Consider the following 23,609-nt stretch of genomic DNA (forward strand, 5'->3'; position numbering starts at 1 on the left):
AATTCACCTCCCCAGCCTTTCCATAAAAGCCTGAACCCTCGTTTTTATTCTGCCAATGTCTGCTGATGAAGCGTATTCTTTTTCCAGCAAAAGCACTGGAATGCCCTCTTTTTCAAGATCCAATCTTAACTTGGCGTTTTCAATACCAAATAAATCACAGAACTTGTTATGGGTCAAAATAACCCCGTCTGCTTCAGCCATTTCAACCATTTGTTTTATAAAATTCTTCCTGAAATTGTATTCTCCGAACATCCTTGCGCATATCTTCAGAGTTTCGAGATACTTTTTCGCAAGAAACTCGTAGATGTCTCCACCATCATACTCCATCGCATTCCAGAATCCACCTGTGCCAAAGCACGTTGTTTCTGCCACAATCAACGCACCCATTTCTTCGATCTTTTTTAGAAGTTCAATTTCATCTAACGGACTTCCTCCAAGCACGATTTTAGCCCTAAAGTCTATTTTTCTGCCTTGGCTCAAAACTTTATCAAGCAAAGAGTTGAAAGTCTCTGAAGGCAAGGATTCGCGTGCGATAGCCAGTGCTATGGCTTCGTGTCCATAAAAATTTGGAATCTTGTATCTTTTTTTGCCAAAATCTGCGAGCTTTTTGTTAATCTGAGCTTGGAGCCTTATTTGACCTATAATATCATCCTCGTGTATTTTCAGCTGGAATTGTTTCTCAAAAAAGCTTTTTAGATCCCTTATTTCATCTGCGAAAAATTTTAGGGTATCCTCATTGACAATGTGTGGGACTTTAAAGTAATAAATGAATTTAGCCTTCTTTGCGTGGTTGATTTCATCGAAAGTGCCCATCCAGTGATCACAACCCCTAACTCTAACAAAGCCATCGAGAAAATCGTAGCTCCCATTTAAAACAAGTTCAAGACAACTTCTGCACAGACTACAGTTATATCTGGAGAGGTAGGAATCTGCTGTGGAAGTATCTGGATTGCTGTTTCCTCTTAGCCTAAAGGGCAGAATTTTACCTGCTTCAGCAACTTCTTTTGGCAGAGCTATGCATGCATGACCAATTACAAAACCGCCTTTAGACTTCCAGTCTTTTATATAATCATTTTCCAGAATTCTGGAGATTTCTTGGACTTTATCCAGCCCCATTATCTCTCACCTTCTCTCCTCATGCTCATAAAACCCGCAAAGGACTGGAGCAGTGGAAGTGCAAGAGCTGAGAGTATTTGCGGATTTGATGCTATGACGTCCATTATTGACTTTACTAAGTTGTTTAGTAATTTTTCGAGCTCTTTCTTGTCTGAAGAAGCGATTACAGAATTTATAATTCCTGAAATCGCCTTTGGATCACTCTCAGCAATTCCATTTATGATCTTCGCAATCCCGCTTAAAATTTCGCCAAGTTTCTTTGTGTCAACCTCCTTAAGCAAAGATGTTGTAACCTGTGCAGAGAGATCTGGTGGTAGTTCGTTAAACTTCGAAATTGCTTTGCTTCCCATACTCATCAAGAGGTTAAGTGCAGTGGGTGCCAAAGGAGCTAAAGCCATAATTGTTAGCGGATTTTTCCACAGCGCATTGTTTAATGCATCGCTTAAATCGCTTAAATCTTCTAAAATTGCGTTGATCGCTTTTCTGAACTCTTCAACGTCTAAAGAGTTGAAAAACTTCTCCATTGTAGCCTCAGCTACCTCTTTGAACTTTCTGTCGCCCTTCCCGAGCACATAATTACCCTCATGCACCTTATTGATCAGTGCGGAAACGCTTCCCACGGTTTTTCCCAATTGTTCCACGTCAAACTTGCCGATAGTTCCAAAAAGAGCACTCGCAAGAACTTCGGACGGCATCTCGACTCTTTTGAGCGCATCATTAGCTATAGTCAAGCTGGCATTTACAACAGCGGGAATAGGTGTTATCAGATTCCCGAGCTTTACAGGATTTCCAAAAATTTTCTCATTTATAATCTCAAATGTTCCAGTTGCGCAGTATGCGGAATCCTCAATGAATTTCTTGAGTTTACCAAAGTCCATAGTGTCGATAAATTCACCAATTTTGCTTCCCAATACTTCTGCAACAAGCTTTGGATGCTCCTTTCTTAGCCTTTCCATCTGATCGAAAAAGTCGTTGACCGCCTTGGCTGCGTAAATTGCATTGAGATCGTTAGCGACTCCCTTGAGTAGTCCAAATACCGCATCAGTGGCAAAATTTCCAATATAGGAATTTAATCCACGAAAAACTCCAAAAGTTGCATTTATTGTTCTCGGTGCAAGGCTGAAGAGAGTTGTTGCAAACTCCAGATCTTTGCTGAGAAGCTCTCTAACGTCTTTTTCTATCTTAACAGGACTCGCAAACTCCGTAGCCATTCTTCTAACAAGATCTTTGGCAAATACCGAAGTCCCCATCGTTTTCATCAAACCGAAAAACATGTCGAACATAGCATCACCTCCAAATTTTAAAGCTGGGTGCAGGCATAAAAATGTCTTGCAACATCCATCTGGCACAACTGCCTTCCGCCCATCCATAGTTGAATTATTTTAACATCTCTCCAGTGCTTTTCAACATCGAAGTTCCGATCAATACCGTAGTGTGCGAGAAGATTCATCGCCTTCTCTGCAACATTGCAGCAGGCATCACATACCTTCAATTTTAAAGCTCTCCCTCTGGCAATTATCTCAGAAGAGAACCTCTCGCCATAGAGCTCAGGGTTGTCGAGCATTCTTGCGTAGGTGTAAACAGCAGATCTGCAGATCTCTATTTCAGCAGCGATATCAGCCAGAATTCCTGCAACTGCTGTGTTCTCCTTTAAAGGTTTGCCTCTATACCTGAACTCACTGCATTTCTCAAGCAGAATTTCGTAAATGTTCTCCATTGCTCCAAGTGCCATCCCAGCGCTACCAAGACAGCCTGTAGAGATGATTATTCTGAAATACCTTGCATCCAGTCCTTCGCCCCAGGCTCGGTAATGCTTTGGAACCCTTACGTTTTCAAACCAGATGTCAGAATTTTTGTCTGCAGCCATTCCCGCCTTTCTGTATGGCTCCCCTTGCTTTACTCCTGGCAAATTCGCAGGAACGTAGATATAGGCAAAGCATCTCTCATCTGCCACGCCTGGATTTGTCGTGCAAACAACCCCAAATAAATCTGCAAGACCTCCACTGTTTGTTGGCCAAAGTTTGTGACCGTTTATGACCCATTCGTCGCCTTCGAGCTTTGCGGTAGTTCTTATGGTTTTTCCTTTAAGCTCATCGAGGTTCTCTATGTCTGAGCCACCCTGTGGTTCTGTCATAGCATTTGCTGAAATTGTCAGCTTTTTACGCCTGTAAAGTGGAGCAAACTCTGCACAAAGGTCATAATTTATGTGAGGCTTCACAGCTATCACGAAGAGTGGCCATAAAGAAACGCCTACCGATACTGCTATTCCAGTGTCGTATCTTCCGATTTCTTCCATTACTCTTGCGGTGATTGAGCCAAAATAGTCTGAACTGCCAAGCCCCCATCCACCAACTTCTTCTGGAAAAATAGCCATCTGAATTCCGTAGTTAACCATTAGCTTCTCCAAGGCGGGTTCTATTGTTTTGTGCTCTTTCCAGTCCTCATCGAAGTTTCTTCTATGTGGTATAACGTATTTCTCGCCCCAATCCCTTATCATCTCAGCGAGATACCTTTCAAGAGGAGATTCAAATTCTTTAATTCTCGCAAACTCCAAAATATCACCCCCTACCAGAGTTTAGCACCAAAGTAACCAGAGGATAGTTCCAGAAGCAGATGATATTGATTTAGAACTGTTTTTAGGCTCTTTGCATCTCTCCACTGCTTCTCCAAAAGCCCCTCTCGCGCATAGCCTTGAGAAGCCATTAGCTCCATGGCTCGGTCTGCAGATAAGAAAGCGGAATTTGAGCATTTCAGAGCAGAGAGTATCGAGAAAAGGTATAATTCTTCTTCGTTTCTATCTTCAAGCATCATTTTTGCCAGAATTTGTGCAATTGACTTTGCCTCAATCGCTTCTCTTGCAACCTCAGCTATTACAAGCGCATCAACTGTGTTGTCTCGTAGAGGCTTTCCCCTGATCGTTCTTTTTTCTGCCCAGTCTCTAAGAATTCTGCATGAATCAAAAGCTGAGCCTACGCAGAGCGCTGAGAGACATAGATTTAGATACGTGTATAATTTCATCCAAGCGTTTCCAGTCAGTATTCTGTTTTTCTCAATCTCTGCGTTGATCTTGACATCACAATTCCTGCTTGCGATCAATCCAGTGTTTTTAACCAATTCGCCTTTTTCAACATCTTCGGAATCTATGAGAGCAAGAGATACACCATTGTAATTGCAAAAAACAACAAATAAATTTGCATCAAAGCCCGAGTTCAAAGGTCTTCCAAAACCCTTTATTTTTATTTTATCCCCCCTATCTACAGCTTTAGCAAGTTCGAAACCCCTAAAATCACTCTTTCCAAACTGTGGCGGAAAAATAGAGATCCTTAGCAAATCCTGTGAAGATTTTTTAGCAATTAAATCAAATGCCTCGCTTCCCTGAGCGGAAATCATCGAAGCCAATACTGCAGAGAGCACAAAACCTATTCCAGAATCTGCTTTCCCTATTTCCTCAAAGCTTCTGAGTAAAACCGCTGGTAATTCCTCACCACTAACACCCGCACCACCCAATTCTTCGGGAAGCACTAACTTCTGCATCCCAATATCCAAAAAAAGCTTCTTCATGGCTTTTTCAGCTATTTCAAGTTCGTCGTCTATCTGTGCTCTGAAGGGAATAACTTCCTTCTCTGCCCACTCATTTATGCTTTTTCCAAGCATCTCTGCAACGTCACTTCTAAGTTCGGAAATACTCTCAAATTCCATTTTCATCGTATTTTATTTGCAGACACATCGATAAAACTGTTTTGTATAAACATGATAATGTCTTGCACAAATCTTTAAATATCATGCACAAAAGTTTTAAATCGACTAAAAAACATTCGATCATGAAGAAAAGACTTCACACCACTATAAGTGCTGAGGCGAGTAAGATAATTGAAAAGTATCTCGCCGAATATGGCAGAGTGAATAATGTTATTGAGGAAGCTTTAATGGTTTTTGATCGGTATAAACAGGGCAATTTCGATACCACCTGCAATCTCATCGAGCTGATGGATGAAGCGAATCTCGTTGCGTTCAATGCAAAAACAATCGAACTCGTGGTTTCAGGTGAAATCGAAAAAGCTTTGTGCGATAACGAATTGGAGATAATTATAAGAAGGATCTATAAAAAACCACTTGCCGAAATATCAGTTCTCGAGGCTATTCAGGGTATTGAAAAGTGCCTTTTGACAACTAGAAAGGCAATAAAGGTCAACTTGAAAACCGATAACAGAGGTCATTACTTGCTTGTGACGTCCAATCTCGGAAAAAATACGGATATAATCGTATGCGAAGCGATAAGAAGATTTCTTGAGAAAAACTTCAACGTTAAAGTTTCATTTGAAGTATTTTCGCAAGGATATAGCATTTTTGCAGAGTTAAAGCATATAAAACAGGATCTTGTGATCCCAGAACAGTCTGGGAGACTTGAAGCGGGCAAAGAATTCCAGATTGCCTGATTTTTACCTAAAATTATAACGAAATGGCTTTGGAAAATAGGAAATTTTTTAAGAGTAAAGCAAAGCTTAGCTATAGTTTGCAAGATCGATTAAGGGAAAAGTTCAGAATGTTGGTTATCACTTTTTTTGATTGAAGAAGCTGACTCGCTTTCCGTTCCATGCTTCGATCGAGAGTTCAAGAGGCAGAGTTAGAGATATTCGAAGTTCAGAGCGAGTTTCAAAAATTCCCAGCTCTCAAAGATCGTTCGAATCGGAGTAAAGATGCTTGAAAACAGGACAAGATGCCCGAAAAGAAAGACACAATGCTAAGAAAAAAGAATGATGCTCGAGAAGCACGACGAAACGATAAAGAATAGTAAATTGAAAATAAATTTGATCAGACGATAGAGGAGCTTCAGAAAGAAGATAGACTTCGTTGCAGAAGCTGAAGATCTTTGCGCTTTCGAAATCGAAATAGCATTTGATCCAGGTAGTTCAGTTCAAAATCTATCGATAGAAAGAACTTTTAACGGAGATTTTAACATAGATCGGGAAGTTGGAATCATAAAGATAGTTGGCTTTAGCGCCGAACCTTTGAATGGAAAAATGAATCTCGCAAAAATAGAATCTGAGGGTGAACTGAAAATAAATTTTGCAAAGCTCTACAACTCACAGGGAGAAGAAATTTTCTCGAAAAGGGGGAAATGAAAACCTTTTCTAACTCCAACTGTTCAAACTTCGGAAAAATTTGTTCCAACTGCAACAGAAACTCCAGAAAAATCGGAAACTCCCGTGCAAACACAAATTCCAGCAGATAAAAAATAGAGGTTACAACACACACTCAAGGATTCATTTCTGGATTTGAAGCTCTCTTTGCAATCGCTGGGCTCTTAGCGGTGGCTTATCTGCTTAGGAGGAAGAATTAAATTCTATTTTTTAATTTTGAAACGCAATTCTTGCAAAAATTCGAAGTCTTTTTATCGACTTCCAGAACATTGTTCGAAAAGTTCATAACGCATCCAGGAGTTTTGCAGTGCTCCAAACCAAAAACATGCCCTAATTCATGCACTGCTTCTTTTAGAAGCCTAATCTTGAGCTCTTCTCTGTCAACTCCTAATTTTAGCCTATGATAAGAAACAACCGCTTTTTTGCCCCCTACTTCCGCTTCGCCAAAGACAAAATTAAGCCCTCTTGCGTATAGATCTTCTGATGTTACCGCAAGTGTGATCTCAGACACTTTCAATGTAGCAAGGATACAGGTTGAATTGTATTGTCCCCGCTTGCTGTAGCAATTCGAAGGCATCGGGATTTTGGGAAGAATCGAGATCTCAGTGTTGAATACATTTCTTAATTCTCCTGCAAGCCACTCTAAAAGTTCCACATCAACTTCTCCGAGAGGCTGAAGCTGGATCATAAAAATCGCAGGTTTTCGGAGATCACTTTTGCAACGTCTACACCAAAGTTTGTAAGGATATAATACCCCCCATAGATCGTTCCAATCGTGCTACCGAGATTCGTTAACGCTGCGACAAGGATCACTCTGAAGAATTTGTTGTTGAGCATTTCTCTCAAGCTATCTGTCTTGAAAACATCCTCTACATCCTTCATCGTTGGCTTTCTGATCCAAGCTTCAACTGCTCCAGAGATCCATCCAGCTGCTAAAAACGGGTTTAAAGACGTAAGCCATGCGCATAAAAATGCTGACAGCACAGACAACGGATGTCCTCTTGCAATAAGTGCTCCAAGTCCTGCAAGAATTCCATTGATCAGAAACCAATAGATAAAGACCTTGTATAGCAACTCGAATGCAAAAATCGCAGTCAGAGCGAAGAATGTAAGTATTATGCCAATGAATGCAATCCCGATCCACCTGAGCTTATTGCTTTGCTTTACCTCAAGCAGTTTCTCAGGATTCTGCACACCTCTCTGCATCGCCTCAACGATCCCCTTCTTGTGCCCCGCTCCTACTACCGCAACAACTTTGTTGTATTTCTCCATTGCCCTAAGCAAATTGTAAGCCATGAACTCGTCTCTTTCGTCGATCAAAACCTTTGCAGCCTTTGGCGAAATCTTTCTGAACTCCCTAACGAGAAGATCTATTATGTCCTCCCTAAGCACTTCCTCGACTTCAACATCTTTGCCAAAAGAACCCCTGAGCATGTAATAGAAGAACTTTAGCTTTTCAAAGAAGCTCATCTGTCCCCAGAGGCGCTTAAAGGTAATCGTAATATCCCGATCTATAAGCAGAATATCTGCATTGACCTCCTTTGCCTTGTTTATTGCTGTAAGCATTTCTTCTCCGGGCTTTGTCTTCATCTCTTCTCCCATTTTTCTCTGGAAATAGCCGAGAATTAGCTGTAGCAATATTAAGAAGAAATCACCCCTCTTAAGTATCTCAGACACTTTTACTTCTTCTCTTTCTCCAATCAAAGCTCTATATCTTGCTGGACAAAGCTCCACAGCCACTGCGTCGGGCTTTTCGTTCTCTATGACCGCCTTTACTTCTTCAACGCTCTTCTGCAAAACATGAGCGGTGCCAACAATGATCAGCTTCTTTTCCACTCCAACACCTCCAGAAATTCAAGCAGTTCTTTGATCTTCATTAGATCACTCCTTGAAACTATTCCAACAAGCTTTCCGTCTTCGACAACTGGAATTCTCCCAATTCCCCTCTCACTCATGAGCCTAAAAGCCTCAAAAGCCCTGTCTTTTGGAGAGAGAGTAATAACTTCTTTGCTCATTACTTCTTCCACTTTTGCATTCGGATCTGCATTCATAATGTCCTTTAAGGTCACTATTCCAACAAGGTTGTTATCTTTAACAACGGGATAGCCAAGATGTTTGTGTCTGAACATAAGATCGATCACCTCTCCAACTCTTGTCTCTGGAGAGACTGAGATCACGTCTTTTGTCATTATGTCTCCTATTGAAAACCTCGAAAATAGATCTTCAGCGGTCACGATCTTCTCTTCTTCGCTTGCTCCGAGATATATAAAGAGTGCGATGAGCATGAGCCAGATATTCACACCAAAAAATCCGATTATTCCCATGGCAATCGCTATCGCTTTGCCAATTCCTGCAGCGGTTTTTGTAGCTTTTGTGTAGCTTGCCTTTCTTGCTATTATGCTACGCAAAACTCTTCCGCCATCCATTGGAAAAGCGGGAATAAGGTTGAAGATCGTAAGTATTGAGTTGAAATAGGCACTGATCAGGAAAAACATAGAAATTCCGCCCGCTGTGTTTAGAGCTACAATGAAGCTCAGAATGGCAATCGTTAAACTCGCTAAAGGCCCAGCTAATGCTATGGCAAGCTCTTCTTTTGGATTCTTTGGGATTTTTTCCATCATTGCGACTCCGCCGAAGATGAAGAGCATTATTCCCTTCACCTTAACGCCGAACTTCATTGCTATAAGTGAGTGGGCAAGCTCATGCAAAAGCACCGCAATGAATACAAAGATCGAAGCCAAGATTGAAAAAGCAATTCTTTCAGGTTCTTTAAGATTTGCAAAGCCAAATGGCTCACTTGAGACGTAGAAGTAGCTTGAAAGTATGAATAGAATTATGAAAAGGCTCCAGTGGATCATAATCTCGATACCTTTCACCCTTGCGATTCTGAGAGAGGCGTCCATAGTCTCTCTTGCTCATGCAATCTTTAAGCTTTTAGGTTCTTTCTGCAAATGAAGAGTAAAGATATATACCGTGATTAGAACAGAACTCGATGACTCTCGAAAAGGAATACCTTGACATCACGTTTCTGAAGGAGAATGGCTTTGTCAGGAAGAAATGCGTCAAGTGTGGCAAGTTCTTCTGGACTGCGGACGAACGTGAGATCTGCGGAGACCCACCTTGCGGTGGTTATACCTTTATAGGCAATTCTCCTTTTAAGAGAAGCTTTGAGCTCGATGAAATGCGGGAATTCTACCTCAAATTCTTTGAAGAGCGAGGACATGCAAGGATTGAGAGGTATCCGGTGGTTGCGAGATGGAGAGATGATATTTACTTAACAATCGCAAGCATTGCGGACTTTCAGCCATTCGTCACCGCAGGAATTGCTCCACCTCCAGCTAATCCGCTTACAATTTCTCAGCCGTGCATAAGGCTTGATGATTTGGACAGCGTTGGTAGAACTGGAAGACACTTGACACTTTTTGAAATGATGGCACACCATGCGTTCAACTTTCCGGGCAAGGAGATCTACTGGAAGAACGAAACCGTTGCTTACTGCACGGAGCTCCTTGAAAAGCTCGGAATTAAAAAAGAGAACATAGTTTACAAAGAAGAACCATGGGCGGGTGGAGGAAACGCTGGACCCTGCTTGGAAGCAATCATCAGCGGACTTGAGCTTGCAACGCTCGTCTTCATGAATTTAAAGGCTGACGAAAACGGGGACATTGAGATCAAGGGGGAGAGATATCGCAGAATGGACAACTACATCGTCGACACGGGCTACGGGCTTGAGAGATTTGTATGGATGAGCAAGGGCTCTCCGACGGTTTACGATGCAATTTTTGGCAAAGTTCTTGACAAGATCTTTGATTCAAGTGGTCTTAGGGATCTTAAAGGCAAAGACACGAGGGCAATAGTTGCTGAAACCTCAAGACTTGCGGGAATGGGCTATTCGAGGGATAAAATACTTTCAGAGATCTCTAAAAAGTTCGATATGAGCGTTGAAGAAGCAAAAAGCCTAACGGAGCCAATAGCGAAGATTTATGCTTTGGCGGATCATACAAGATGCCTTCTTTTCATGCTTGGCGATGGCTTAGTGCCTTCCAATGCGGGAGCGGGCTATCTTGCAAGGCTGATGATTAGAAGAAGCCTTAGACTTGCAGACGAGCTACAAGTTAGCCTCGATCTTTACGATCTTGTCGATCTGCACAACAAGACACTTAAATTTAAGTTTGAGATTCCTTTGGAGACAATTGAAGAAGTTCTGAAGCTCGAAAAGGAGAGATTCATGGCTACGATTTCTAAGGGGTTAAAGCTTGTAGAGAGAACAGTTGAGAAAAAGAAGAGCATAGGAAAAGAAGACCTGATTGAATTCTACGACTCACACGGCATTCCTGCGGAGCTTGTGCTCAAGATCGCAGAAGATAAGGGATTGAAAGTTGATTTGCCAGCTGACTTTTACTCTGAGCTTGCAAAGAGGCATTCTAAAGCTGTAAAAGAAGAAAAAGAGGAGATAAAGCTTACAAGAAGTTATCCAAAAACTGAGAAGCTTTACTATGACAATCCAAAGCTCTTTGAGTTCAACGCTAAAGCGATTGGCTACGAAAATGGGTTCCTGATTCTTGACAGAACCGCATTCTATCCAGAGAGCGGAGGACAGGACAGCGATGCGGGTTACATAGTTTGGAATGGTGAGAAATTAAGGGTAGTTTACGTTACTGAAGTCGATGGCGTAGTCTTGCACAAACTCGAAAAGCCCATAGCTATCAGCGGTGAGATTAAAGGTATTATCGATTCAGAAAGAAGAATTAGGCACATGAGACATCACTCTGCAACGCACGTGCTTCTTTACACACTACAAAAACTCTATGGAAAGCACATATGGCAAGCTGGAGCTAAAAAGGAATTTGAAAAGGCGAGGCTTGACGTTAGCCATTATAAAAAGATTGGCGAAGAAGAGGTCAGAGAAATCGAGAGACTTGCAAATAAGGAAGTCTTTGCGAATAAGGAGATAAAGTGGTTCTGGATGGACAGAATCGAAGCGGAGAAGAAATTCGGCTTCAGGCTCTACCAAGGCGGAGTTCCACCAGGAAAGGAGATTAGAATTGTAATGGTTGGAGACGACGTTCAGGCTTGCGGAGGGACGCATTGCAGTAGCACGGGAGAGATTGGAGTAATCAAAATTCTAAGCGTTGATTCAATTCAGGATGGTGTTATCAGGTTTGAATTTGCGGTCGCAGAATCAGCAATTGAAGCGATTGCAAAAATGGAGTCTCTGCTTAGAGATTCAAGCAGAATATTGCGAGTTGAACCACAGATGCTTCCAAAAACTGTTGAGAGATTCTTTGAGGAGTGGAAAGAACAAAAGAAAGAGATAGAGAGGCTAAAGGAAAGAATTGCAGAGGCAATTGGAGAGAATTTGCTGAAAAATGCAGAGGAATTTAACGGTCTGAAGGTTGTCGCTGAAATCGTCACAGGAGATATGGCTGAACTGCTCAAACTTGGCGATTATTTAGCTCGTAAAGGCGTGGTTGGATGTCTTATGTCTTCCGGCGAGGGAAAGGCGTTTATTGTAGCCTTCGCCTCTGGGAATTATGACGCAAGGGAAATTATAAGGGAGGTAGGGAGACATGCAAAGGGAAGTGGTGGGGGAAGAAAAGAGCTCGCTCAGGGAGCAGTTGAGAAATTGCTCAGCAGAGACGAGCTTGCGAGCATCATCTTCGGCTATCTGTCGAGAAAAGGTTGAATTCATTCCAATAAAAGGATTACCAATAATAAAAAAAGGGGATGACATAGCCAAGCTAATTGTCGAAAGAGCCACACTTGAGGAGGGGGACATAATCGTAATTTGCTCCACAATTGTTGCAAAGGCGGAAGGGAGAGTTAGAAAGCTTAGCGATTACAAGCCAAGTCCTTTAGCTTTTGAATTAAGTGCCAAGGTCGGAAAACCTCCAGAATTCGTTCAGGCGGTCATCGAGGAGAGCGAGGAGATTCTTATAAAAGGTCCATTTTTGCTTGTAAAGGCAAAATATGGAAATATTTGTGTAAACGCTGGTATCGACGCTTCGAACATTGAAAAAGGAAGTATAATTCTGCCCCTCGTGGATCCGGATCAGAGTGCTGAAAGGCTCAGAAAAAGAATTGAGGAGCTTACCGGCAAAAAAGTCGGGATTATAATTACTGACACAAACGGAAGATGCTTCAGAAAAGGCGTAGTTGGAGTTGCAGTTGGCATCTCTGGACTTTGGGCAATGAGGGACTGGCGCGGAATCAGCGACCTCTACGGAAACGTTCTTGAAGTAACGGTGGAATGCATAGCGGACGAGATTGCGGGTTTTGCAAATCTGCTGATGGGCGAAGCAAACGATGCAATTCCCGCTGTGCTTGTCAGGGGTTTAAAAGTCCTGGGCAATGGGAAAGTGAAAGACATTTACAGAAGTGAAGAAGAAGACTTAATAAGAAGATGCCTGAAAAAGTGCTTCTGATTGGGACTAACGTTAGAAATGTCGCAAGTTCCGCAAGAAGAGCGGGTTATGAGGTCTATGCGATAACGAAGTATCCAGATCTGGACCTTTATCTTTACTGCAACGAAGTATATTCAATTGACAAGGTTAAAGAGGCTGAAGCAATTGCTCAGGAAAAGAATGCCAAGGTGGTGCTCTGTTCAAACTTCGAAAGTTTCGAAATAAAAGCGGAATTGCTCTGCAATGAGCCGAAAAAAGTTAAGGGAATTGTTGACAAACTTGAATTCTATAGAACTCTCGAAAAAGCGGGAATTCCGCATCCAAAGGTTTTGAAAAAGCCTGAGGGCAGAACAATTGCAAAGCCAAGGTTTGGTGGTGGTGGAGAGGGGATAAAATTTGCAGAAAAAAGCGAAGAAGGCTACATTTTGCAGGAATTCATTGAAGGAATTCCTTGCAGTGTTTCTTTGCTTGCTTCACGTGAAATCGTTCCTTTAGCTTGTAACTATGTCTTTTCTGGTTGGAAAGAGATGAATGCGGAAGGTTTCAGGTATAGCGGAAATCTAACCCCTTTGAATGTGCGAGAGGAGCAGAGAAAAATGCTTGAAAAGGTAGCCATAGAGACAGTGGAGCTTTTTGAGCTGAGAGGCTCAATCGGCATCGATTTTATTCTTGCAGACAAGCCATACGTTCTGGAGCTCAATCCGAGATTTCAGGGCTCATTGGACAGTGTTGAATGGAGTTTAGATGTCAATCTGTTCTCTTTACACGTAAAGGCTTTCGAGGGTAGAAAAATTGAAAGATTAAAGCCCAAGCGATTTGCAATTCGGGCAATTTATTTTGCAGATCGGGAGCTGAAGATCAAAAAAGACCTTTGTGGCAACCCATTCTTTGCAGACATCCCCAAGGGCTTCTACAGCAAAGGGGATCCTTTGGTCTCTATAATGGCAAGCGGTGGCTATGAAGATGTATTTGAGAAAGTTGAGGGCAGAAAGGAGTTGTTTAAAAAGCTAATTGAGAACTCTTGAACTTAGATTTTCTCTATTCAGTGAACTTTTAATTTTCTTTGTGGATCTCAAATGCACATCTGAGCTTCTTCTTGGTTAAATAGCTAAATTTAGAAAATGAAGCATGAGCGCGGTTGTGATTGAAAACTTGACAAAACTCTATGGGGACTTCAAGGCTCTCGACTCATTAAATCTCGTGGTCGAAGAGAGGGAGATCTTTGGCTTCCTTGGCCCAAACGGCTCAGGAAAGTCGACTACAATTAACTGCATCCTCGGGCTCATAAGACCAAACGCTGGAAGAATTGAAGTCTGCGGTATAGATGTGGAAAAGAAACCGCTTGAAGTCAAGAAGATCTGCGGTTACATGCCTGAGAGATATGGACTCTATGAAAATCTGACCGCAATGCAAAATCTGAAATACTTTGCTGAATTCTACGGCGGAATTTCCAAGGACTGGCTTTATGAATTGCTTGAGCTCGTGGGATTAAGCGCGGTAGCGGACAAAAAAGTTGCAGAGTTCAGCAGAGGAATGAAGCAACGCTTAGCTTTAGCTCAGGCTTTAATCAACGATCCACAGGTTTTATTTCTTGATGAGCCTACGAATGGCTTAGATCCGCAAGGTATTGCAGATTTCCGCAGAATTATAAAAGAACTGCAGAAAAAAGGCAAGACGATCTTTTTCTCTTCGCATATCCTTGCAGAGGTAAAAGAGGTTTGCAAAACGATTGGGATCATTCATAGGGGCAGGCTTGTTAAGAGCGGAAAGATCTCGGAATTAGTGAATAAAACTAAGATCGTGCTTCAAACGGAACCAGAGATAAGCAAAGAAATGCTTGAGAAATTTGGGAAGGTCAGCTACGAAGAAACAACAAAGAGCTTTTTGCTCGAAGTAGAAAAGGATTGCAGACTCGAATTATCGAAGTTCTTGGTCGAGAACCGCTTTCTTGTGAAGGAATTGCACTTGAAAGAGCCAAGCCTTGAAGAGGTTTATTTCAGTCTCGTGGGGGGTCCAAATGAGGATCTATTACCAAGGTAAACCCGCAAGGCTTTCGAATTGGAGTGTTAAGAGGTCTATTATTATAGAAACGGAGCCAATGGTAATGCACTTGGAGGAATCGGAATGAGGGCTCTGATCGTTGCAAAAAAAGAGCTTGCGGACATAATTACGAGCAGAAGGTTCATTGCACTGCTCTCCGCGTTGGTGATCTTCTACCTCATGAGCGTTCTGCAAACTCTAAGCTCGACAGCGGGTGGGAGAATTTCGATGGCTCCAGCAATCGGCTTCTTTGGAGGCTCGGTAGCTTTTGTTGGTGGGATCTTCGGCATCGCCCTTGGCTTTGACCTGATCACGAGGGAAAAGGAAAGCGGAACTCTAAGGACTTTGCTCACACACCCTGTTTTCAGGGATGAAATAATAATTGGCAAAGCAATCGCAGCCTTCTTCGCAATCTGCATCGCGGTAGCGATCACCTCGCTATTCATGCTCGGTGCACTTGCAATGCGCTACACACCCAGTTTCGACGAAATCGTTAACCTTGGGAAGATGATGCTCGTGACCATAGCTTATCTTTACACATTCTTCTCCATCGCCTTCCTGATCTCTGCAACTGTCAAAAGTTCTTCAACTGCGTTAACAATAGCGATAGGGGTTTTCATAGTCCTTGCACTCTTCCTCCCACTTTTCAGCAACTACATCGCTCAATCGATCGCTGGTCCTCAGCCAGAAAATCCATTCGGAGACTTTCGAGGCATTGGTAATCTTAGCACCGACGATCCAAGGTTGAGGAGCTACATGGAGGAAATGCGGAGTTACAGGGAAAAAGTGCAGAGCATAACTTCCTCGCTCTCGATCTTCTCTCCAGTTTCCAGCTATACAACGATCCTGAGCAGTCTAACCGCGGGAGGATACTTCAGAACCGTGGATGTGACAAAGAATTTGCTGAGCTTCATAATAATCCCCATAGTTCTTTTTGCCATTGCTTACGTTAGATTTACGAGGGAAGAACTATGAAAATATTTTTATATTATATGCTAATAATTTTTGCTCTTACATCTGCAAATGCATTGGAGTGCAAGATTACAGAGATAAACGCTGTGCCGGGTGAAGAAGTCGCGATTCCGCTCAAAATTATAAATACTGAGAATCGAGAAGAAACATACTACCTCTCATACTACGGCGAAATCGAAGGCTACTTTTACTACGAAAGTAAGCGGATTAGTTCGATAAAGCTGAATGCAAACGAATTCGCGACGCTTAGCTTCGTCTTCAAAGCTCCGGAAAAACTTGGGCTCTATTACATATCTCTGCAAGCTGGAGAGAGTGTAGGCATAACTCTTAACGTAAGCTATCCCGAAAACTCTCTCGAAGTGATTCCAAAGATAAAAAGCGTAATTCTGGAAGCTGGGGACACAGTAAGCATCGATCTTACGCTTAAAAACAAGCTAAACGCTCGTTATAACTTGAACTTAAGCTGTGAAGTCCCTGAAAGCTGGGAATGTCGGTTTTACGATGGAGGCTATGAAATACAGAAGCTGACACTTTCAGCGGGAGAAACAAGGACTATTAAGGTTTCAATCGAAACTGAAAGCTCCGCAGAGGTCGGCACTTATTTTGTTAAGCTGAAATTCGACAATAAAATCGAAGAGCTTGAGATCTGGATCAATAAAACTCATGTTGGGGAAAAAGGAGAGATAAGGCTAAGGCTAATCGATAAAGATGGAAAGGGTGTCGCTTCAGCTAAAATCACAGTTGGTGAGGAAGTGTTCTACACATCAGGAGATGGCGAAGCGATCATCGAAGTTCTGCCGGGCACCTACGAGCTAAGGATCACGAAAGGAGGTTATGAAGAGAAGACGATCAGGGATGTAAAAGTTAAAGGTGGAAGGACAACAGATCTTGGCACAATTTTGCTCGAAAAGAAAGCTTATTATGCAGAGATAGTTGTAAGTTCAAGAGTTTCTGCGACGATTGGCGAGATAACGAAAATTCCAGTTAAAATAAAGAATTCCGGCTATGCAGACGACAGCTACGCTTTAAGAGTGGAGGGATTACCTTCGGGATACACCGCTACTTTTAAGCAAAACAACCTCGCGATCTCAGAGATCTTCATTGAAAGCGGAGATGTTGAAGAATTAACTCTTGAGATCTACGTTCCTTCAACAGCTGAGCCGGGAGAGATAGCGCTTAAGGTTGTTGTGGAAGGTGCTTACACTGCGGTTGAAAATTTAAATCTTAAGCTCATAGGGACGTTTAAACTCTATTTCGAACCTGAAAACGGCAAATACACGATCACAACTTCTCAAGGCGAAGCGGTTGTGCTTAAAGGCAGTGTAAAAAATTCCGGAGTTGGAACAACGCTAACCAATATACGCATTTCGGTAACTTTACCAAACAGCTACTGGGAACTTGAAGACATAACACCAGAGCTGATTTCTTCGCTCAAGCCCGGAGAAAGTTATCCGGTGAGCATAAAGATCAATGTCCCCTCAGATGCTTATCCGAGTGAGTATAAGGTTACGATTGACGTTAAAGCAGATCAAACTGAGACCGCAGAGAGAATAACCTTTGTTGTTCAGGAAAAGGGCTATGGAACGCTCGTCGGTATTGCGATAATCACCGCTTCGCTGTTTGTGATCTACTTGCTGATAAAGAAGCTCGGAAGGAGATGACTGCTCCAAATATGCTCAATCCAAATTAGAGAGCAGTTGGACAAAATTTTTCAAACAGCATAATTTTTTATAAATTATATTTTTGAGGTAAAAAAATTATGTATCTAAGATCCATATCTCTTTTTAAACCATAGAAGAAGTAAAAATATGCCGAATTTCATTCTACCTCCCTTGGAAATCTTCGCCATAGAGGCGATCTTCTCTGGAGTGATTTTCATTACAAGCTTCGTTATCTATTACCGAGTTCACGAACTTTACAAGCTCACAGACTATCCTGGGCTTCATTACTTCTCGAACACATTTTTATTCCTTGGTCTTGCATATTTTTTGCGTTTTCTCGTCTTCATATTCATTTACAGCCAGCCAGAGATAGGATTTGAAAGAGTGAGATTCGAGGACTTTCGAGGAGTGATGGTTTTTAGCATTGCCTTCATGAGCTATTCGAGTTCAGCATCAATTCTATATCTCATCTACAGTATAACTTGGAGATTGAGCAAATTGCTAAGGAACGAAGCCCTACTCCATAGCCTTGCATTGGTATTTGCAGTTATTTCAGTGTTTAGAATCGCCTCGTTTCTCCTGATTCAGCCCGCACTGCTTGTATTGCTTCTCATAGCCATCGCATTTAGCTACAAAAAGCTGGAAGCAGAAAAGAAGACTACGAATATCACAATTTACCCCCTCTACGCTTTGATCTTCGTCTTCTGGGTTTTAAATCTGCTCGTGTCTTTCAGAATGATTCTTCCCGAGTTTAGATTCGTTATATATGCTCTCTCTATCATTGTTCTTCTGATCATTGCTTACAGAATCCTGAGAAGGATTTAGGTGGGGCAAATGACGAAAGAGAAGCGGGAAAGACTCGAGATAATCTATGACATCCTAAGAATAATTGTCTCACACGGCAATTCCATTCTCCCAACACCACTGCTAAGATTTTCAAATCTCTCTACGCAGAATTTCAACCGCTACATGAATGAGCTCATTGAAAAAGGTTTTGTTAGGGAAATCTATGACGAAGAGGGCAGAAGATACTATACCCTTACTGACAAGGGATTCAAATTCCTTGAAAAATATCAAAAAATTCGTGAGCTTATAGAGGAGTTTGGGCTTTAAGCGATTTTTATTAGGTGGTTAAAGCTATCATTTCGGTATAACTCTTAAAACTTTTGCCCTCTCGCTATGAATTGAATAACTCCCAGTAGAGGCGGGAATTAGGCATGAATATCCTTTTTGCAGATCCGCAACCCCTTTTTCGCTTCTCAGCGTTGTGTAGCCCTCAAGGCATAACAAGAGGTTAAAGGTGTTTATTGTAAAATCCGCTCTTCCCGCAACCTCAATAACTTCTGCAGAGAAAAATTCTGTTTCAATTTTGCCCTTTTTACCCTTAATTTCGAAATCTTCAGTTTTGTTTAACCTAATAGCTTTCTTAGCCTTTTCTTCATTGAATTTGTAGCTTAGTTCTGAATTTGTCGAGATCTCGATGATTCTCGCATTCTCCGCAGAATGTAGCACTCCCGGGGGGATCAAAAATGTGTCGTATGCTCCAGCGTTGAATTTGTTCAGTTTTTCAAGGATCAGCTTCTCATCGCTCAAGATCTCTTCGAATTTCTCCTGATCGAGGTCTTCTGAAAAGCCAATAAAAGCGGTTCCGCTCAGCATGATCCAGGCTTTTTGCTTCTCTTTTTCACTCTCTCCAAAGCTCTCTGCAACCTTCGCTGAAGGGTGAACGTGCAAATCAAGCTTTCCAGAAACGTCAAGGATCTTTAAGAGTATTGGAAAACTCGTATACTTTTCAGAAAGTTCACCAAGGATCTCCTTCTTTGCTTCAATGAACAATTCTGTAAGCTTCGCCGTCCCTCCTTTTAGAATTACTTGAGAGGGATTTGAGGGATGAGCAGAAAACTCCCAGGATTCGCCAATCCCCTTCTTTCTGAAGCCCTTAAGCAATGAGATCCATTCACCACCCCATGGTTTTTCTACAAGATTTTCTGTCGCCTGAAATATGAAGTTTGGAATTTCCATATCTTGAGTATTCGTTCTAAATATATATTTTGCAGTGGATTCCTAATAAGGAGTTGCGAGGCTTTCGTCGTCTTTGTAAACGTGCTCGTCTATGATCATTTCACCCTCCACGAGCGGTTTTGGTTCACTTATGGCTTCAATTCTGAAAAGACTCGACGTATACCAGTCGTAGTCCGTTTTAACGCCCAGCTTCTTGAAAATTGGAAGTTTCTCCTCAAACTGGGAGTAACTTTTCTCGGTTGCGGGATAAACGTTAAACCTTCTTTTTATGTCTGTAATCACAAAGCCCATTTCAAGGATCATCTTCTCGATCTCAAACCATTTCTTTCTTGAGGCTTCAAGAGTTGTCAGGCCAAAGTAGGCGGAACTGCCAGCTCCCTTAAGAGTTGAGGCTCCCCTTGATAAGAATAGTTTTATTCCAGGAATGGTTTCAACTGGATCTGTTACAAAAACGTCAAACTTCTTTCTGAATTTATCAGGAAAAGCTTTTTGAACGTCGTAGATATGCGCTTCAACTTTTAATCCGAGTTCTTTGGCTACAGAATTTATGAAATTCACAAGTCTTTCGTCGATATCCACTACCACAACTCTTTTTGGCAAATCCGTAAGCGCAATGGCAAGACTGAATAAGTCATCGTCTCCGACAACAAAAAAGGATCCGTAGATGTCTCCCCTTTCGTGAATAAATTCAATTCTTCTTATGACTCCCTCCTCGCTTATAAACCCTTGATCAAATTTCTCCACTGCTGGTGGACGATTTTTGGTTATTTCCAGAAATTCGGAGAGTATTTTTCGAAAAAACAGATCTATTTGGTATCCAGTCCCATCACAGGCTTTACATTTCGTATCCGAGGTTAAAAGATTTTTTGCAATATTCTTTCCTTTTTCCGTTAGTCTTACCTTTCCATTTGTAATTCTCAGAATTTCTTGAGATCTCAGATTTTCAAAGGTTTCAAAAAACTCCGGCAAAGAAGCGTCTTGCTCGTCTATGAGCTTGTAAATACTTATCTCTCCTTTCAAAAGGCTTTGGAGTATCTGATTTTCTATTCTATCCATTTTCTAACCCCTATCAAGTATATAGTGTCTATACGATTTTGGTTTAAATTTCTCCAGAAAGAGTTTAAAAGCTTTTTCTGCGCGTGTGGCGTCGCCACATGTGAAAACGTCAAGATTAACAAGCTCGTATTCAGGCCAAGTGTGTATAGAAACGTGGCTTTCAGAGATCAAAACAATCCCAGTAACACCGTGGGGATTAAACTGCTTGTAAACACTACCCACTTTATTCAATCCAGCCTCCTCCACCACCTCCTCCACTATCCCGCGAACAATTTCTTCCTTTGAGATAAGCTCTGGCCTCACTCCATAGAGTTCTGCTATAATATGCCTGCCTACTATCATAGTCATCACCCTCCATCGAGCTCACCTCCTTTTCAAATTTTGATTTCAAGGTATTTTCAGGCTTTTTTTCGAATATTGAATTTTACGCACAGGATTCGTTAAGTTTACACAATCCTAACTAAGAAGGATTTGAGTTCGCTTGACTTTTAAATTTTTCGCTAAATTCAAACTGAATTTTAATCCCCAAACCTGACATTAACTGGCGTCTATTGTTCAGAATTGGAGATTTCAGGCACATTTTTATATCTTAAGGCAAAATCCAAAAATTTCACTCCTTTTTCGGCTTAAAAGCGAAAAAATTAGTATTTTTTGTTAAGATAAATTTAGTAACTTCTTGCAGAAACAGCTAAGGAAGCGTTACCACCGCAAACGATACACTTCCCCTCCTTACTTAAATTTAGGAAGTCAGGAATTTCTTCTAACCAACCAAGAAGCTTTCCACCATGCTTCTCTATTTCTTCACCGCAATCTTTGCTTTTACATAGATACATAATTGACACGAAATTTTTAACAACTTCCGAAAGCTCAGAAAGATTTTCTATGAACTTCAATTTCGATAAAATAGACTCAACTGCTTTTTTTCTAAGTCTGTGTCTTAGATCTTCTGCCCATTGCCTGATCTTATGCTCATTGATTTCTTCAATCGGAATGCTGAATTTTCTCCTTTCATCTCTGAACGAAACCACAATTTCCCTTCTTTCCGCTTCTTTTGGACCAATTTCGAAGCGTATTGGGACTCCCTTAAGCTCCCACTTGTAGTATTTTGCTCCCGGTCTATCTTCTCCTTTGTCAAAAACAAATCTGAATCCTTTTATCTTTTCTATTACCTCTTCAGAGAATTTTAGAACTGCTCCCTCTTTCCCCTTGTAAAGTATTGGAATCACAACGATCTGAATAGGGGCGACTTCGAAGGGCAAAACCAGGCCAAGATCATCACCGTGAATGCTGATCAGCGAAGCTATACATCTTTCTGAGATCCCGTAGCAAGTCTGGTGAACGAAGTAGTGATTGCCGTCAACCGCTTCATAGGTTATTTCAAAGGTTCTTGCAAAGTTGTCTCCAAGATGATGAACCGTGCCGATCTGCAAGCTCCTCCCGTCTGGCATTACTGTGTCGAAGGCGATCGTATAAACTGCCCCGGGAAACTTGTCCCAGTCTGGTCTGCGGATCACCATGTATGGAATTGCAAGGAAATCGTAGAATTCTTTGTAGTAGCCTATAGCCTTTTTAACCTGTTCTTCCGCTTCTTCGTAGTTTTTATGTGCAGTATGGGCTTCCTTAAACGATGTAATCTCTCGGAGTCTTATAAGTGGTCTTGTATGCTTCGTTTCATATCTGAAGGTATTTACGATCTGATAAACCCTTAATGGCAGATCTGCGTGATTTCTGATCCATAACTTGAACATCGGATACATCGCGGTCTCACTCGTTGGGCGTAAGGCAAGTTTAATGTCGAGTGGAGAACTCCCACCGTGTGTGACCCAGTAAACTTCGTCTTCAAAACCCTTTATATGTTCCCCTTCTTTTCCAAGTTCTGTTTCGGGGATCAAAGTGGGAAAGTAGACCTCGCTGTGCTCCCTGTCCATGATCTCCCTTAGCTTTCCGTAAACAAGCTGTCTTAGCTTGAAACCAAATGGGAACCAGACGTAGAGTCCTTTAACTGGATACCTTATATCCATAATTTCTGCGGTCTGAATGATCTCGTGGAACCATTCTGAGAAGTTTTCCTTGCTTGGCAAGCTCATCGGGTTAAGTTTGTCTGCGTTATTTATTTTTTATCGAAAGTTTTCGTAAGCTTTAAAAGTTCCCGGAATAGGGAGTATGTGCACAGAAGAAGGCTGAGAAAAAAGGAAGCAAAGGAGATAGCCAGAGAGGTTTTTGAAAGGTCGGGTGTAAGCGTTGAAGGAGATATGGATTTACTTGAATTTGGCGAAGTCAATCTGATTCTCGTTAACAATGAGCCTTTGCTAATCGAATATCACGGAAAACACTATGTGTCAGTTTACGGAGCAATAAAGCTCAAACCCGAGAAATACAGGATTACTGTAGACTCGGGAGCTTTGGAGTTTATAATGAACGGCGCAGATGTCATGAAACCGGGCATTGTGTTTGCGGACAGCAGAATAAAAGAGGGGGATTTCGTCTATGTTACTGTTGAAGGAAAAGAAAGTCCAATTGCGGTAGGCATAGCACTTTGCAACGCTGAGGAAATGAAAGGCAAGGGGAAGGCTGTTAAAAATCTGCACCACTTAAAGGACAGACTTTGGAATTATATGCTGGAAAACAAAAAGTAAATTTTATAAAAAATTTTAGAATTATATTCTGCTCAAGATCTCTTCAAGCATCGCATAGTGCATTTCCTTGTCTTTCGTCAGATTTGTAAAGCTGAACTTCGCATGCGGATGATAGAATTCGTCGATCGCAATTGTTGTTATGCTCGAAAAATGCTTAAGCGCTGAGAGCATTCTCGAAAGGTAATAAGGCAGGAAGCCCAAGAACAAAACGACGTCAAAGTTTTTGCCATTCGGTTTAAACTCCTCGTCGAGCAAGAACTGAGTTATTTGGTGCAGGGTGTATGTTTTGAACAAAGGTTTCACACCTTTTTCGATCAACGGTTTGCTTGAACCGCCGGTTGCAATCACGGGAATTCCCTTTTCGTAGAATTTAACCGCGATTTCAACGAGCTTTGGCTCTTTAAGCAAAGCCCCGCCAGTTACGAGCACTGGATTCTTAGCCTTCTTTATGAGGTTTGCAACGACTACTGGCTTAACTGCGGTTGCGTCTCTTGAAACCTGCACATCAGCGACGTTGTAGCGCTTTGCAATCGGGAACTTCTCTTCCTTGCTTATCATTCT

The 23,609-nt window shown here is 41.8% G+C and carries 22 protein-coding genes; 10 read left to right on the plus strand and 12 right to left on the minus strand.

Features of this window, described 5'->3' with window-relative positions:
- Window positions 1-3: 3 nt before the first annotated feature.
- Genes QXI54_00525 through QXI54_00540 form a run of 4 tightly spaced genes read right to left on the minus strand, consistent with a single transcriptional unit; the run spans window position 4 to window position 4,821 of the window.
- Window positions 4-1,116, minus strand: coding sequence for a 2-hydroxyacyl-CoA dehydratase family protein (locus QXI54_00525; GenBank protein MEM0301637.1), 1,113 nt, complete (start codon window positions 1,114-1,116; stop codon window positions 4-6).
- Window positions 1,116-2,399 (minus strand): hypothetical protein, encoded by a 1,284-nt coding sequence (locus QXI54_00530; protein MEM0301638.1) that lies wholly within the window; start codon window positions 2,397-2,399, stop codon window positions 1,116-1,118. Before QXI54_00530 ends, QXI54_00525 begins: the two co-directional genes overlap by 1 nt.
- Window positions 2,400-2,416: 17 nt before the next feature.
- Window positions 2,417-3,670, minus strand: a complete 1,254-nt coding sequence (locus QXI54_00535) for an acyl-CoA dehydrogenase family protein (GenBank protein ID MEM0301639.1) — start codon at window positions 3,668-3,670, stop codon at window positions 2,417-2,419.
- 11 nt (window positions 3,671-3,681) lie between these two features.
- On the minus strand, window positions 3,682-4,821 hold the full coding sequence (locus tag QXI54_00540) for an acyl-CoA dehydrogenase family protein (GenBank protein MEM0301640.1): 1,140 nt from the start codon (window positions 4,819-4,821) through the stop codon (window positions 3,682-3,684).
- A gap of 116 nt (window positions 4,822-4,937) precedes the next feature.
- On the opposite strand from QXI54_00540, the gene QXI54_00545 reads away from it, so the two are divergent.
- A complete protein-coding gene (locus QXI54_00545) occupies window positions 4,938-5,552 on the plus strand; it encodes a hypothetical protein (protein ID MEM0301641.1) in 615 nt (204 codons plus the stop codon).
- Window positions 5,553-6,453: 901 nt separating this feature from the next.
- On the opposite strand, the gene QXI54_00550 is transcribed toward QXI54_00545, so the two are convergent.
- The 3 genes from QXI54_00550 to QXI54_00560 are packed head-to-tail and all read right to left on the minus strand — an operon-like array spanning window position 6,454 to window position 9,160.
- The gene (locus QXI54_00550) at window positions 6,454-6,945 is read right to left on the minus strand and encodes an archaemetzincin family Zn-dependent metalloprotease (GenBank protein MEM0301642.1); all 492 of its coding nucleotides are present in this window, start codon (window positions 6,943-6,945) and stop codon (window positions 6,454-6,456) included.
- Window positions 6,942-8,093, minus strand: coding sequence for a TraB/GumN family protein (locus QXI54_00555; protein MEM0301643.1), 1,152 nt, complete (start codon window positions 8,091-8,093; stop codon window positions 6,942-6,944). Before QXI54_00555 ends, QXI54_00550 begins: the two co-directional genes overlap by 4 nt.
- Window positions 8,078-9,160, minus strand: coding sequence for a M50 family metallopeptidase (locus QXI54_00560; GenBank protein MEM0301644.1), 1,083 nt, complete (start codon window positions 9,158-9,160; stop codon window positions 8,078-8,080). Before QXI54_00560 ends, QXI54_00555 begins: the two co-directional genes overlap by 16 nt.
- An 89-nt stretch (window positions 9,161-9,249) precedes the next feature.
- Here QXI54_00560 and alaS point away from each other — a divergent pair, with 89 nt between their 5' ends.
- The 8 genes from alaS (at window position 9,250) to QXI54_00600 (ending at window position 18,447) form a co-directional block, all read left to right on the plus strand.
- The gene (gene alaS, locus QXI54_00565; GenBank protein MEM0301645.1) at window positions 9,250-11,943 is read left to right on the plus strand and encodes an alanine--tRNA ligase; all 2,694 of its coding nucleotides are present in this window, start codon (window positions 9,250-9,252) and stop codon (window positions 11,941-11,943) included.
- Window positions 11,828-12,682, plus strand: a complete 855-nt coding sequence (cofE, locus tag QXI54_00570; protein ID MEM0301646.1) for a coenzyme F420-0:L-glutamate ligase — start codon at window positions 11,828-11,830, stop codon at window positions 12,680-12,682. Before alaS ends, cofE begins: the two co-directional genes overlap by 116 nt.
- A complete protein-coding gene (locus tag QXI54_00575; GenBank protein MEM0301647.1) occupies window positions 12,661-13,686 on the plus strand; it encodes an ATP-grasp domain-containing protein in 1,026 nt (341 codons plus the stop codon). The genes cofE and QXI54_00575 overlap by 22 nt, the downstream gene beginning before the upstream one ends.
- 103 nt (window positions 13,687-13,789) lie before the next feature.
- Window positions 13,790-14,701 (plus strand): ABC transporter ATP-binding protein, encoded by a 912-nt coding sequence (locus QXI54_00580; GenBank protein ID MEM0301648.1) that lies wholly within the window; start codon window positions 13,790-13,792, stop codon window positions 14,699-14,701.
- 84 nt (window positions 14,702-14,785) lie between these two features.
- The gene (locus QXI54_00585; GenBank protein ID MEM0301649.1) at window positions 14,786-15,676 is read left to right on the plus strand and encodes an ABC transporter permease; all 891 of its coding nucleotides are present in this window, start codon (window positions 14,786-14,788) and stop codon (window positions 15,674-15,676) included.
- A gap of 17 nt (window positions 15,677-15,693) precedes the next feature.
- Window positions 15,694-17,334 (plus strand): NEW3 domain-containing protein, encoded by a 1,641-nt coding sequence (locus QXI54_00590; GenBank protein ID MEM0301650.1) that lies wholly within the window; start codon window positions 15,694-15,696, stop codon window positions 17,332-17,334.
- 147 nt (window positions 17,335-17,481) lie between these two features.
- Window positions 17,482-18,159: a hypothetical protein gene (locus QXI54_00595; protein ID MEM0301651.1), complete on the plus strand. Its 678-nt coding sequence runs from the start codon at window positions 17,482-17,484 to the stop codon at window positions 18,157-18,159.
- 9 nt (window positions 18,160-18,168) lie between these two features.
- Entirely contained in the window at window positions 18,169-18,447 is a 279-nt protein-coding gene (locus tag QXI54_00600; protein ID MEM0301652.1) for a winged helix-turn-helix domain-containing protein, read from the plus strand.
- A gap of 27 nt (window positions 18,448-18,474) precedes the next feature.
- Here QXI54_00600 and QXI54_00605 read toward each other — a convergent pair whose 3' ends face one another.
- The 4 genes from QXI54_00605 to proS form a co-directional block, all read right to left on the minus strand.
- Window positions 18,475-19,356 (minus strand): type I phosphomannose isomerase catalytic subunit, encoded by an 882-nt coding sequence (locus QXI54_00605; GenBank protein ID MEM0301653.1) that lies wholly within the window; start codon window positions 19,354-19,356, stop codon window positions 18,475-18,477.
- A 42-nt stretch (window positions 19,357-19,398) separates the two neighbouring features.
- Window positions 19,399-20,412 (minus strand): bis-aminopropyl spermidine synthase family protein, encoded by a 1,014-nt coding sequence (locus QXI54_00610; GenBank protein MEM0301654.1) that lies wholly within the window; start codon window positions 20,410-20,412, stop codon window positions 19,399-19,401.
- A 3-nt stretch (window positions 20,413-20,415) separates the two neighbouring features.
- Window positions 20,416-20,760 carry an adenosylmethionine decarboxylase gene (speD, locus tag QXI54_00615; protein MEM0301655.1) on the minus strand — a complete coding sequence of 115 codons (345 nt, stop codon included), beginning with the start codon at window positions 20,758-20,760 and terminating at the stop codon, window positions 20,416-20,418.
- A gap of 317 nt (window positions 20,761-21,077) precedes the next feature.
- Entirely contained in the window at window positions 21,078-22,499 is a 1,422-nt protein-coding gene (gene proS / locus QXI54_00620; protein MEM0301656.1) for a proline--tRNA ligase, read from the minus strand.
- A 78-nt stretch (window positions 22,500-22,577) separates the two neighbouring features.
- Between proS and QXI54_00625 the strand changes: the two genes are divergently transcribed.
- Window positions 22,578-23,048: a PUA domain-containing protein gene (locus QXI54_00625; protein ID MEM0301657.1), complete on the plus strand. Its 471-nt coding sequence runs from the start codon at window positions 22,578-22,580 to the stop codon at window positions 23,046-23,048.
- A 21-nt stretch (window positions 23,049-23,069) separates the two neighbouring features.
- Here QXI54_00625 and cdhB read toward each other — a convergent pair whose 3' ends face one another.
- Complete coding sequence (cdhB, locus tag QXI54_00630; GenBank protein MEM0301658.1) at window positions 23,070-23,606, minus strand: CO dehydrogenase/acetyl-CoA synthase complex subunit epsilon; 537 nt, start codon at window positions 23,604-23,606, stop codon at window positions 23,070-23,072.
- Window positions 23,607-23,609 lie beyond the last annotated feature (3 nt).

The organism is Archaeoglobaceae archaeon (assembly GCA_038734275.1).
Lineage (GTDB): Archaea > Halobacteriota > Archaeoglobi > Archaeoglobales > Archaeoglobaceae > WYZ-LMO2.